The organism is Janthinobacterium sp. RA13 (genome assembly GCF_000745325.1).
GTDB classification, from domain to species: Bacteria; Pseudomonadota; Gammaproteobacteria; order Burkholderiales; family Burkholderiaceae_D; genus Janthinobacterium; species Janthinobacterium rivuli.
The window spans coordinates 1,384,694-1,397,293 of record NZ_JQNP01000001.1; the positions used below are offsets into that span (position 1 = coordinate 1,384,694).

The following is a 12,600-nucleotide window of genomic DNA, read 5'->3' on the forward strand; positions in this document are numbered from 1 at the left end:
TCGCCCTCCCCTTGTTGATTTTATTGGGTGAGAGCGGCCGGGTGATCCCGGCTTGAAACACAGTATGCAGACGGCGATGCCGGCGGCTGTCCCCATTTTGGGGACGTTTTGCGGCCAAAACAGTCAAGAAGGCGGAGCCATCCCTACGCCGAAGGGACTAGACGGGTGCTGGCGCCATGCACAGGGCGAACAACTGGCGCTGGCTGGAAATACCCAGGCGTTTATACGCGCGTTTCTGGTAAGTCGTCACGCTGGACGGCTGCACGCCCATGATCTCGGCGATTTCCACGGCCGTCAGACCTTCGAGCACGCAGCGCAGCACGTCCAGTTCGCGCTTGCTCAAGGCGGGACAATGCTGGCGCAGCCGTGCCAGCATCATGGGCGCGACGCCTTGCGTATTCTGGCCGTTCAGGCTGTAGTGATGCTTGACGGCATGGGCAAACAGCGGTGACAGGGTTTCGATGCCCGCCACTTCGCCGGGCAGGAACTTGCCCTGGCTGCTGTCGCGGTAGAAATTGACGGACAGCCAGATATCGCCGGCCGGCTGCAGCAGCAGGGATAGCCGGTCCGAGACATTCGGTTTTTGATAGCAGGCGGCGCGGTAGCCGGGATGGTCGATCTCGTCGCTGGCCTGCTGGTGCAGCACGATGGCGGGATCGGTTTTTCGCCCCGGCGCCGGCGCGATCACGTGCTGGTTGCCATCGAGCGCGTAATAGTGGCGCGCGTAGCTGTCGGCAATATCTTGCAGGAAACGTCCGCCGCGCCGGTCAGCCACGGCGACCGTGCGGGGCCGGTTGCCGAATTCATAGGCAAAGATCGTGCACTGGGCAATCGGCGCGACCGTGCTGACCGTTTTCAGGATGGCCCCAGCGACGGCATTCACGTCCGCATGGCCGATGGCGGCCATCAGCTCCAGGGTACGCCCGAAGTCCAGCTGCCCTTCCGCCTGCCGCCGCTCGACGCGCCAGTAACGCATATCTGTTTCCTTACTGCCCGCGCTGCGGCAAGACCCAGTCCGGCCGGATGTAATGGCAGGTATAGCCATGCGGCAAGCGCTGCAGATAATCCTGGTGCTCGGGTTCCGCTTCCCAGAACGGACCTGCGGGCGCCACTTCCGTCACCACCTTGCCGGGCCACAGGCCGGACGCGTCGACGTCGCGGATGGTGTCTTCGGCCACCCGTTTTTGCTCGTCGCTCGTGTAATAGATGGCCGAACGGTAGCTCGTGCCGCGGTCGTTGCCCTGGCGGTCTTCCGTGCTGGGGTCGTGGATCTGGAAGAAAAATTCCAGTATCTTGCGGTAGCTGATGGTGTTCGGGTCAAAAATGATCTCGATCGCTTCCGCATGCGTGCCATGGTTGCGGTAGGTGGCGTTGGCCACGTCGCCGCCGCTATAGCCCACACGCGTGGCGATCACACCCGGATAACGGCGCAGCAAGTCTTGCACGCCCCAGAAGCAGCCGCCGGCCAGGATCGCGGTTTCATTGCCTTGTGCATTGTCTTGTGCCATGGTGTCTTTCCCGTTCTAGTCAGAAGCAGCTATCTTACCCTGTCGCGCGACTTTCTTCAGCGGGCCAGCAAGCGTTTGAGCTGCGCCGCCTGGTAGGCGCCGATGGCATCGTTGAACAGGCAGCGGATCAGTGGGTCGTCGACGATGTCGGCCTCGTCCAGTTCGTCCCGCGTGGCGGCGTCGAAAGGACCATCGTTGATGCGCATGTACATTGAGGTCAGCGATTCACCGAGCACCAGCGCCGCATGGCATTTCACCAGCGGCACCTCGGTGGTCCATCCCGGCGCCTCGCCCGTGTCCGGCACGAGGTCGATCAAGTCGCCGTGCGTGCGGTAATGCAGGATCGTGGCCGCGCCGTCATGGCCGTACAGCGACAGCCGCCACACACGCGGAGCCTGGAAATAGCTGTCTTCGGGCAGCTCCATGTCGCGGTAGCGTTCCAGCAAACCGTGGCGGCAGAAATCGAGCACCAAGGCCGCATCGGCGTCGCTCAATGGCGCGAAACGGCGCGCGATGTCCGCCGTGACGGGCGGCGGCGCGTCGGGGCGGTAGTCGAAATCCACGTCTTGCGGGCCCACGGGGATGACCCAGGGCAAGGGTTCGGCACTGCTCACACCGTGCGCATCGAGCAGCACGGCCGTCGATGGGTCGAGGCGGAAGATGTGCGCCTCGGGCAGCGCGGCGCCGATTTCATCGGCAAAGCGGCTATAGGTAATCGGGAACATCGCATGGTTGTACCAGGACCAGTCTTCCTGCACGAACTGGCAAGAGCTGGGCACGAGGTAACGGGGCGCCAGCGCGCGCAGCTGCGGCACCCAGTCGTCGGGAAGTTCGACCGGGCCAGGTTGCGCCTGCGACGGCGCGATGACGGCGATCTCGCGCATGGTCTGAAATGGCCACAGCACCATGTCCCACGGCGCAAAGGCGGCCAGCTGTTCGAGCGTCTCCGGCCCGATCCAGGAATCGACGACGTTGAGCACATTCAAGCCGGCGGCGCGCACCTGGAACAGCGAGTCGACATCGTCATCGAGCGCGCGGCGCGGGATCACCTCGATGCTGCCCACCTGTACCGGCACGTCCACGTGCAGCCGCTCGACGCGGCTAAAACCCAGCGCGCGCAACATGGCGAACAGTTCGTCGAAGACGCAGTACAGATAGATGGGCGTGGCGCGGTCCAGCACATCGAGGCTGTCGAGCGAGCAGTGGTCGTCGTGGAAGTGCGAGATGAAGACGGCATCCCAGCGCAGCTGGCGCACGGCGTCGAGGTCGAAGCGCACGGGCGGAAACGCGTGGCAATTGCGGCTGAACGGGTTTTCGACGATGGGGTCGAAGGCGATGGCCGTGCCTTCGCATTCGAAGACATAGCCGGCGTGCAGGATGCGGGAGATTTTCAGGGGCATGGGAGGCGGGGAATGCAGAAAGAACCCCAACAGCGTAAATGCTGGGGTCAGACCCGCCGGGTCTGACCCCGGAATTTGCTTTCGGGGTGAGAAAAACGCCGGGAATGCTCAATACGGATTATTCAGCACATCCATCGCAAAATACGTAAAGATCATGTCCGCGCCCGCACGCTTGATGGCGCCTAGGGTTTCCTGCACCACGCGGCGCTCGTCGATGGCGCCCGCTTGCGCGGCGAACTTGATCATCGCATATTCGCCGCTGACCTGGTAAGCGCCGATCGGCAAACGCGTCACTTCGCGCAGGTCGCGGATGATGTCCAGATACGCGCCGGCCGGTTTGACCATCAGCGCGTCGGCGCCTTCGGCTTCGTCGATCAAGGACTCGCGCACGGCTTCGCGGCGGTTCATCGGGTCCATCTGGTAGGTCTTGCGGTCGCCCTTCAGGGTGCTGCCGGCCGCGTCGCGGAACGGGCCATACAGGCCGGAGGCGAACTTGGTCGAATACGCCATCACGGGCGTGTCGTGGAAGCCGGCCGCATCTAACGCGCTGCGGATCGCCGCCACCTGGCCATCCATGGCGGCTGATGGCGCGATGATGTCGGCGCCCGCCTGGGCCGCGATGACGGCCTGCTTGCCCAGGTTGAGCACCGTGCTGTCATTGTCGACCGTGTCGCCATGCAGGATGCCGCAATGGCCGTGGTCCGTGTATTCGCAGAAGCAGGTGTCGGACATGACCACCATTTCCGGCACGGCGTCCTTGATGATGCGCGACATGCGGGCCACCAGGCCGTCCGGATTCAGCGTGTCCGTGCCGTGGCTGTCCTTGTGGTGCGAAATGCCGAAGGTCATGACTGAGCGCAAACCGGCGCGCGCATAGCGCTCCACTTCCTGCGCCAGCTTCGCTTCGGGAATGCGGCGCACGCCGGGCATGGACTTGATGTCGATGAAATCGCTGGAACCTTCGTCGACGAAGATCGGCAGGACCAGGTCGCGCGGATTGATTTCGGTTTCGCGGAACAGCTCGCGCAGTTGCGGGGTCGCGCGCAGGCGGCGCATGCGCGAAGTGGGGAATTGTGCTGGCATGGTAACTGGCTTCAGGTTAAGGACGCCCGCAAGTATACGCCGATCGCGCCGCTTGCGCCGGGCCGCCCGGCAAAAAAGCCGCGCAGGTCAAGAAACCCCGCCCCGCCCCGTCATTGCGCGTGCAGCAGGGCCGCCACTTGCCAGCGCATGTCGGCCGCCAGCTGCTGCAGCATGGCGCCGCGCCGGCGCGCGTCCGCCCGCTTTTTCGACGGCAGCAGCTCCAGCTCCGGCATCCGGCAAGGGCCGCATGGCAGGCGGTAATTGCCGCCGCTGGTGGGCTGTGCATGCAGTTCGCGCCACGCCAGGTCGTAATCGCACGAGATATGCCGGCGCCGGCGCCAGTTCAGCGCGATGCGGTTGGCGTTGCTGACCAGGTCAAGGTGGACGCAGCCGAAAAAATCGCCCAGGTCGCGCAAGGCGGCCACCATCAGGTTTTTCGGCCGGCAGCCGTGCAGCGCCCGCGTGGCTTCCTTGACCGCCTGCGCGCCGGCCGGTGAGCGCAAGCCCTGCAAGGCGCCCAGCTGGATAACGGCGCCGCCGGGCTGGGGATGGAACAGGAAACTGGCCAGGTACAGCGGCACGCCGTCGCGCGTCAGGCGCAGGCACAGTTCCCCTTCGCGGTGGCTGTCGTGGATGGCAGTCAGCTGCAAGCGGTAGGTGGCGCCATCCTTGCCTTCGATGGCGGCCAGCACCAGCGCGCGCCGCGCCGCATATTCCACCAGCGGCCGCGCGCCCGCCTGCCACAGGAAGCGGTAATGCCCGCACAGCAGGTCCACTCTCGCCGCGCAGCCGAACTGGTGGCTGGCGTAGGGACGATAAATCTTGTACAGCAGGCTGGGATGGACTTGCGCCAGCGCCGCCAGGCCCGGCATCCTGGCGACGAAGGCTTGCCAGCGCGCGCGCTGCAGGGGAAAAACGATGGCGCCCAGCGCGGCCTTGATACGGTGGCCATGCTGGCGCAGTGGCGCCTGCTGTGGCGCGGCGTTGTCGCCGGTGGCGGTAAAAGTATGCATGAAAACGGCTCTACTGAAATGGACGCGGCGACGGCCGCGGGCAGCCCGGAACAGGCGGCTGCGCGCACGCAGCCGCTCCACGCCGGGTAGAGCCGATGATAGGGGGAGGCGAAAATGAAGGGGGTTACAAGTTGGTAATGTGCCGATACGCCACGCTGTCCATGCTAGCGCAGCAGCCGCAAACGCAGACGCAAGCCCGGCGCCGCGTCCTCGATCTCCAGACTGCCGCCATGCAGGGCCGCGATGGCCGCCACGATGGACAAGCCCAGGCCATTGCCGGGCAAGTGGCGGCTCTTGTCGAGCCGGTAAAAGCGCTGCGTCAGCTTCGGCAGTTCTTCCTTTGGCACGCCGGGGCCGTTGTCGCGCACGGCCAGCCAGCCGCCCTGCTCATCGCTGCCGGCCGACACTTCCACCGTGGCGCCCGGCCCCGCATACTTGATGGCGTTGTCGACCAGGCTGGCCAGCGCGCTGCCCAGCAGGTTGCGGTCGCCGCGCGCCGGTACGCCGTCGCCATACATCTGCACCAGCAGCACGCCCTGCTCGTCGGCCGTGGCTTCGTACATTTCCACGATGTCCGCGCCGATCTGCTGCAGGTCGATGTCGTCGAAATTCTCGGGGCGCATGCCCGATTCGGCCGCCGCGATCTGCAGCAGCTTGTCGAACACGCGCGTGAGGTCGTCGATATCGTCGATGGCCGCCTGCGCCGTCTGCGCATAGCCGGCCACGTTCTGCTGCTGGCGCAGGGCGCCATCGAGCTTGTTGCGGATGCGGCCCAGCGGCGTGCGCAAGTCGTGCGCAATGGCGTTCGACACGTGGCGCACGCCTTCCATCAGGTGTTCGATGCGGTCGAGCATGCGGTTGATGTCGCGGCTCAGCAAGCCGAATTCATCCTCGCTGGCGACGGGAATGCGCCGGCTCAGGTCACCGGCCTCGATTTCGCCCGCCGTGCGGCGGATTTGCCCGATGCGCGCTTCTAGCTGGCGGCGGAACAGCCAGGCGCCCGCCACCACCAACAAGATGGCCACCCCGCCGCCATAGGCCAGCGAGCGCAGCACCAGCGTGCGGATCGACTTGCCCTCTTCCATGTCGCGCCCGACGAACAGGCGCGCGCCACCATCGAGGTCACGGATCAGCATGCGCGCGGGCACCCTGCGCCCTTCGCGCGTGACGTCGCGGTGCAGCAGGTGTCCCACGGGGCTGCCCACGTCGGGCCAGGACGACAGATTGCCCGCCACGCGGCGGCCATCGGCGCCCACCAGCAAAAAGATCTCCGTGTCGCTGTCGGTGCGGTCTGTCAGCAAATGGGCGATTTCCGCCGTCGTGCGGCTGCTGTCGCCCTGCTGGTACAGCGCGGCGAGACGCTCCGAGAGCAGGGTCAGCTTGCGGTCCACGCTGCGATCGAGCACGCCGATGGTGCCGAAATAGAAGACGGCGCAGACGATGCTGATCGAGACGACCACGAGCACGCCGTAGCCAAGCGCCAGGCGGGCCGCGATCGAGCGGTGCCAGTTACGCACCGTCGATCACGCCCAGGGTGTAGCCGACGCCGCGCACCGTGTGGATCAGTGGCGGCGAAAATTCCTTGTCCACCTTGGTGCGCAAGCGGCTCACCTGCACGTCGATGACGTTGGTCTGCGGGTCGAAATGGTAGTCCCACACGGCTTCGAGCAGCATGGCGCGCGTGACGGACTGGCCCTGGTGGCGCATCAGGTATTCCAGCAAACGAAATTCGCGCGGCTGCAGGGCGATCTGCCGGTTGGCGCGCGTCACGCGCATGGTGCGCATGTCGAGCACCAGGTCGGCCACCTGCAGCTGCGTCGCTTCGGGCACGGGCGCGGCGCGCCGCAGCAGCGCCTCGATACGGGCCAGCAGTTCGGCGATGGCGAACGGTTTTGACAGGTAATCGTCGCCGCCGCTGCGCAGGCCGCGCACGCGCTCGTCGACGCTGGACAGGGCCGACAGCACCAGCACGGGCGTATTGCGGCCCATGCCGCGCAGGCGTGCGACGATGGCCAGGCCATCGATCTCGCCGGGCAGCAGGCGGTCGAGCACCAGCGCATCCCAGTCTTCGCCGCAGGCCAGGCGCATGCCGTCGATGCCATTGTCGCAGGCGGTGACGTCGTGGCCGGCCTCGCGCAGGCCGGCACAGATATAGCGGGAAGTTTCAGCTTCGTCTTCGATGACCAGGCAGCGCACGGGAGTTCCTTGTAAAGATCAGGCAGCAAATAGGCGCAGCATACGCCAGGCGCGCGCCACTTGCCAGCCCCGCCGCGTGCGGCGCGCGATGGCAGGGTCGGGTACAATACAGCCTCGACAATGTTTGGCCGCGCCCGCGCGCGCATGCTGATGTGCGCATGTTTTCGGCGCCTTCCGGCTTGCCGCGGCCTGCAAACCACCACTGCCATTAACGAAGATCAGGCGCGCCTGGCGCACGCCACAAACCAATACTGCCATGAAATCGACCCACTCTCTCGCACTGGCGCTGGCCATGGCCATCAGCTGCAGCAGCGCCGCCGCAGACACCAAAGACACCAAGCAAAGCATGCTGTTCGATGAAATCCCCATCGGCAGCTGGAGCACTTCCGCCGAACTGGGCGCCATCACCACCTCGGGCAATACGGTCGGCACTTCCGTCACGGGCAAGATCGACGCGCGCCAGGAACTCGATGACTGGAGCAACCAGTACATCTTCAGCGGTTACTTCAAGGAAGACGAAACGACCAACGACGATGGCGAGAAAGTGCGCGAACGCTCGGCCGAACGCTTTTCCGCGTCCGCCAAGGCCGCCTACAAGCTGATGGCCGATCATGAAAAGCTGTTCGTGCTGGCCTCGCACGTCAACGACAAGTTCGGCGCCTACACCAAGTACTCGACCCTGGCCGTCGGTCATGGCTCGCGCTGGTACCAGTCGAGCGACAAGAGCGTCGACGTGGAAGTCGGTCCGGGCTATTTCAGCGGCACCAACGACGCGGGCGAATCGGAACACGGCCTGACGGTGCGCGGCGCGGCCGCCATGAAGTGGAAGATCAGCCAGTCGGCCATGTTCACCCAGACGGTCAGCGTGGAACGGGGCACCTCGAACACCCACTCGATCGCCGAAACAGCCCTCAGCACGAAAATCAACGGCACCATGCAGATGAAAGCCGCCTTCAGCGCCCGCAACGACACGCGCGTACCGGACGACAAGAAGAACACGGATACGCAAACGTCGCTGACGCTGGTCTACTCGTTCTAAGGCGCGTCCCCACATGCTGATGCCGATGCGGCGCCTGCGCGTATGCGCCCTGCTGTGCGCTGCGGCGCTCCTGAGCGGCTGCGCCGCCGTCACCGTCAGCGCGATCTCGCCGGCCGACTACCTGCAGCAGCGGCGCGGCGACATCCTCACCACGGGCAAACTGAGCGCCTCGGCCAGCGAGGTGCTGCGCATCATCGGCAGCGACATCGCCGCTTGCGAAGCCAATACGGGCAGCTGCCGCGCCGACCTGGCCCGCTCCGAACTGCTCAGCGACGAGCAGCGCCTGGCCACCTTGTCCGAACTGTGGCTGGAAAGCGCGCTGGCGGAAGAAAAACAGGGCGGCCCCCCGAGTGCCGAAACGCTGGCCGCGTGGCTCGAATCGGCCCGCTACGCGTATGCCTATTTGTTCTACACGACGCGCACGCCGGGCCAGCGCGCCTTCGAGGAACGCCAGACGCAAATCCGCGACTACTATAACTATGCCGTGCAAAAAGCCGTCGGCAACCTGTTTCGCCACCGTGGCGAATACCGTCCCGACGGCAATGTGATCCGCGTCGCCGGCTGGCAGATCGACAGCGAACTGTCGGCCCTGCGCCTGCCCGACGACGGCACCCTGCCCGACGAACTACTGCCGGCCACATCGCTGTCGTTTTCCGGCCTGCGCAATGTGTACCGGCGCGACGGCTTCGGCGCCGACCTGGTGGCCGTCATGCCTAAACCCAGGCCTTCGAAAGACGGCTATGTACCGTATCAGGAAACCCGCTTCCCGGTCGTCACGGCGCTGATCCGCTTCGACGGCAACAGCCTGCAGGAGGTATTGGCCACGCAGCAGCTGCTGGTGATGCTGGTCGACCCGACGCGCAGCGAATCGACGCGCATGGCGGGCCAGGAACTGCCCGTGGCCGCCAATTTCACGGCAGGCTATGGTTTGTGGCTGGCCCGTTCCGGCTTTGGCGTACAGGCGTTGCGCACCCTGTTCGGCCGCGCCGACGGCATCTCGCGCCCGCAGGTGCACCTGATGCAGCCCTACGATCCGAACAAGCGCACCATCGTCATGCTGCACGGCCTGGCCAGCAGCCCGGAAGCGTGGATCAACGTGGCGAATGAACTGATGGGCGACGAACAGCTGCGTCGCCGCTACCAGATCTGGCAAGTGTACTACCCGAGCAATGCGCCGCTGGCGGCCAACAACGCCGCCATCCGCAAGGCGCTGAACGCGACCCTGGCGCAGTTCGACCCTTCGGCCAAGGCCGACGCGGCCAACGACATGGTCTTGATCGGCCACAGCATGGGCGGCGTGCTGGCGCGCCTGATGGTCTCCGATGCCAGCAACACCCTGCTCGACGCCATCACGGAAGAATACAATTTGAAGGGCAAGAAGGCGGAAAAAGTGCGCGCCGGCCTGGCGCCCTACCTGAATTTCACGGCCATGCCGCAAGTGAACCGCGCCATCTTCATCGCCGCGCCGCACCGCGGCACCTCGTTCGCCAACCACAAGGTGGCGCGCTGGATCGCCAACCTGATCACACTGCCCATCAACATGCTCGACCAGTTGTCCGACGCGGCCGGCAGCCTGGCGCAGCTCGACACGGGCAGCAGCGAACCGCTGCGCATCCCCAACAGCATCGATAATCTCAGCGACAAGGATCCGTTCGTGCGCCTGGTAGCCGACCTGCCCATCAGCCCGAACGTGCGCTACTACTCCATCATGGGCAACGACACGCCGGACCTGCCGCTGGCGGAATCGAGCGACGGCGTGGTGCCCTACGCCAGCGCCCACCTCGACGGCGCCCTGTCGGAAAAAGTCATCCCTTCGTGGCACAGCGTGCAGGAAAGTCCGCAGGCGATTCTGGAGATACGGCGGATTTTGCGCATGCCTGACACCTTGCCCTGATGCACTTGGCATTCTTTCCGCATGCTTTATCGCTGGATACGAAAGTTACATCGTATGATAAAGTTGCGAAACATGAGAATCTTGTATATGATGTTCTTTACCATGCTACTGCAAAGGAATCATCATGACAGCGCATCTGCATCACGATACTCTGGCGCCCGAGCTTCAGGCCTTAACGGACAGCGACCTGCGGCTGGTGGAACAATTCTCGCGCCTCGTGACCGCACAGCTCGACATACTGGCGCAAGGGCCCGAGCGCCCGCGCCTGATCGACCTGGCCACGCGCGCGCTCCATGAGGCGCGCGCCTCGCTGGGCGCCGCGCCGCCGCTCACGCCGCTCCAGCTCCCAGGGTCAAAACTCAAGGTATCCGATGTCATTGGACAAGGATGGGTGGAACTGTCGCAAGCGTCGCTGTATCGCGCGGTGGAAAACAATCGGTTTTATTGCGTGACGCCCAAGGGGCGCAGTATCGGCAAGGAATTTCCTGCATGGCAATTTGTCCAGCCCGTGCCGGAACTGATCGCGCCGGTACTGGCCATCCTTTCCGGCCAGACCAGCAGTGAAATCCATGCCTTCTGGGTCAGTGGTGCAGACGAACTCAACGAACTGTCGCCAGCAGAGATGCTCGCTGGCAAATCGTTCGAAACGCGGGCCGAAATCCATCCAGGCCAGCAGGCGCTGCTGAATCTGCCGGCAAACGAGAGATTGCGCAAGGTGCTTGCGGTGGCGAAGTGGCAGCATAGGGGGATGGCTGACATCGTGGGTTAACATGCAACACGGACATACAACGTCCCCCGTCCCACCGGACATGGCTGCGCGCCTGCCGGCGCTGGCATCGTTGAGCGCAGAATTATTGCGCAATATCGTCACCTTTCCAGCTGGCCAGGCCCTGATACGCGCAGCATGGAACGTGGCATCCATCTGGCCCGCGAAGGTCGAACGCACCTACCGCTTCGGGCCGCCCGCCGAGCTGGCTGACTCAAACGGCTTCCCCTATCACTGGGTCTATATCGCGGAAGATACCTGCACGGCAGCCTGGGAAGCCCAGCTTTGCCGCAACGACGTCACGCGCCCGGGCACCTTTTACATCGCGCACAGGGCGGAACAAGCGCTGATCGCGACCTTGTCATTCAGCACCCCGCTGCAATTGCTCGATCTGACAGGGCTTGCCGCCAGCCGGCTCGGTATTTTTGACCAATTGCGCAGCCCCGATCACGGCTGGTGCCAATGGCTGGGCTGGCAGCTGGATCAGATCATCGCACAGGAAGCCGGCGCGATTCACGGTTTCATGTATCCATCGCGCCGCCAGCCCGGCAAACTTGCGTATGCCATTTCATCGCGCAACATGGCAACCTTGGGCCAGACCATGGCGTGCTCACAGCTGGCATTCGGCGACAGCGCTGCGTATGCACCGTTGCTGGCCGATTGCCTGCGCGTGGACCCGCCCTGATCTGAGATTCCCTATACCGGCTCGCGCCACTTGTCCTTGATCTCCAGCATGGCCGGCAATTGTTCCACGAACAGCGCCAGCAGGTCCGGGTCGAAGTGCGTGCCGCTGTCGCGCTGCATGGTGGCGATGGCTTCGTCGATGGTCCAGGCGCGCTTGTAAGGGCGTTCGCTGGTGAGGGCGTCGAAGACGTCGGCGATGGCGACGATGCGGCCTTCATGCGGGATTTCCTCGCCTTTCAAGCCTTGCGGATAGCCGCTGCCATCCCATTTTTCGTGGTGCGTCAGGGCGATGGTGCGCGCCATTTTCAACAGGCCGCTTGCGTGCTCGCCGATGATGGCCGCGCCGATTTCCGCGTGGCGGCGCATGACTTGCCACTCGTCCGCATCGAGCTTGCCCGGCTTTTGCAGGATGGCGTCGGGGATGCCGATCTTGCCCACGTCGTGCATGGGCGCCGCATTCAATAAATCTTCCGCCCTGGCGACGCTGTAGCCGGCCGCCAGCGCCAGCTGGCGCGCGTAATAGCTCATGCGGATGACGTGCATGCCCGTCTCGTTGTCCTTGTACTCGGCCGCCTGGCCCAGGGTCTGGATCACCTGCAGGCGCGAACGGCGCAATTCCTCGGCGTCGACCAGCGACAGATGCGTGCGCACGCGGGCGCGCACGATGGGCGGGCTGACGGGTTTCGTGATGTAGTCGACGGCGCCGGCGTCAAAGCCGTCCGCCTCGTCCTTCACGTCGCACAGGGCCGTCACAAAAATGACGGGGATGGACGCGGTGGCCGGCATGGCCTTCAATTGCCGGCACACATCATAGCCCGTCATGGCGGGCATCATGATGTCGAGCAGGATCAGTTCGACGGGGTTGTTCTGCGCCAGTTCCAGCGCCTTCTCGCCATCCTTGGCATACAGCAGGCGGTAATCGTCCTGCAAAATCTGGCGCAGCACCTGCAGATTCGTCGCTTCATCGTCGACCAGCAGCAGGATCGGTTTGTCTTCGTGTAAGGTCATCGTTAGCCC

Annotated in this window: 12 protein-coding genes; 4 read left to right on the forward strand and 8 right to left on the reverse strand. The window is 64.6% G+C overall.

Annotated elements, in window-relative coordinates; all coding sequences use genetic code 11:
- Positions 1 to 157 precede the first annotated feature (157 nt).
- The 7 genes from FG13_RS05945 to FG13_RS05980 all read right to left on the reverse strand — a co-directional run bounded on the left by FG13_RS05945 (position 158) and on the right by FG13_RS05980 (position 7,200).
- Positions 158 to 976, reverse strand: a complete 819-nt coding sequence (locus FG13_RS05945) for a helix-turn-helix domain-containing protein (protein ID WP_035819304.1) — start codon at positions 974 to 976, stop codon at positions 158 to 160.
- Between the two features lie 10 nt (positions 977 to 986).
- Positions 987 to 1,508, reverse strand: a complete 522-nt coding sequence (gene msrA / locus FG13_RS05950; RefSeq protein WP_035819305.1) for a peptide-methionine (S)-S-oxide reductase MsrA — start codon at positions 1,506 to 1,508, stop codon at positions 987 to 989.
- A gap of 56 nt (positions 1,509 to 1,564) precedes the next feature.
- Positions 1,565 to 2,908 carry an MBL fold metallo-hydrolase gene (locus tag FG13_RS05955; protein ID WP_035819307.1) on the reverse strand — a complete coding sequence of 448 codons (1,344 nt, stop codon included), beginning with the start codon at positions 2,906 to 2,908 and terminating at the stop codon, positions 1,565 to 1,567.
- 108 nt (positions 2,909 to 3,016) lie between these two features.
- Positions 3,017 to 3,991 (reverse strand): porphobilinogen synthase, encoded by a 975-nt coding sequence (gene hemB / locus FG13_RS05960; RefSeq protein WP_035819309.1) that lies wholly within the window; start codon positions 3,989 to 3,991, stop codon positions 3,017 to 3,019.
- Between the two features lie 110 nt (positions 3,992 to 4,101).
- A complete protein-coding gene (locus FG13_RS05965) occupies positions 4,102 to 5,004 on the reverse strand; it encodes a VirK/YbjX family protein (protein ID WP_081922457.1) in 903 nt (300 codons plus the stop codon).
- Positions 5,005 to 5,168: 164 nt separating this feature from the next.
- A complete protein-coding gene (locus tag FG13_RS05975) occupies positions 5,169 to 6,521 on the reverse strand; it encodes a sensor histidine kinase (RefSeq protein WP_035819313.1) in 1,353 nt (450 codons plus the stop codon).
- Positions 6,514 to 7,200, reverse strand: a complete 687-nt coding sequence (locus FG13_RS05980; protein WP_035819315.1) for a winged helix-turn-helix domain-containing protein — start codon at positions 7,198 to 7,200, stop codon at positions 6,514 to 6,516. Before FG13_RS05980 ends, FG13_RS05975 begins: the two co-directional genes overlap by 8 nt.
- Positions 7,201 to 7,456: 256 nt before the next feature.
- Between FG13_RS05980 and FG13_RS05985 the strand changes: the two genes are divergently transcribed.
- The 4 genes from FG13_RS05985 to FG13_RS06000 all read left to right on the forward strand — a co-directional run bounded on the left by FG13_RS05985 (position 7,457) and on the right by FG13_RS06000 (position 11,584).
- Positions 7,457 to 8,239 (forward strand): DUF481 domain-containing protein, encoded by a 783-nt coding sequence (locus tag FG13_RS05985; RefSeq protein ID WP_035819317.1) that lies wholly within the window; start codon positions 7,457 to 7,459, stop codon positions 8,237 to 8,239.
- 13 nt (positions 8,240 to 8,252) lie between these two features.
- The gene (locus FG13_RS05990) at positions 8,253 to 10,133 is read left to right on the forward strand and encodes an esterase/lipase family protein (RefSeq protein WP_081922458.1); all 1,881 of its coding nucleotides are present in this window, start codon (positions 8,253 to 8,255) and stop codon (positions 10,131 to 10,133) included.
- 124 nt (positions 10,134 to 10,257) lie between these two features.
- Positions 10,258 to 10,902, forward strand: a complete 645-nt coding sequence (locus FG13_RS30830) for a hypothetical protein (protein WP_051958622.1) — start codon at positions 10,258 to 10,260, stop codon at positions 10,900 to 10,902.
- Positions 10,903 to 10,942: 40 nt separating this feature from the next.
- Positions 10,943 to 11,584 carry an RES family NAD+ phosphorylase gene (locus FG13_RS06000; RefSeq protein WP_081922459.1) on the forward strand — a complete coding sequence of 214 codons (642 nt, stop codon included), beginning with the start codon at positions 10,943 to 10,945 and terminating at the stop codon, positions 11,582 to 11,584.
- Between the two features lie 11 nt (positions 11,585 to 11,595).
- On the opposite strand, the gene FG13_RS06005 is transcribed toward FG13_RS06000, so the two are convergent.
- Positions 11,596 to 12,591 (reverse strand): response regulator, encoded by a 996-nt coding sequence (locus FG13_RS06005; RefSeq protein ID WP_035819320.1) that lies wholly within the window; start codon positions 12,589 to 12,591, stop codon positions 11,596 to 11,598.
- Between the last annotated feature and the right edge of the window lie 9 nt (positions 12,592 to 12,600).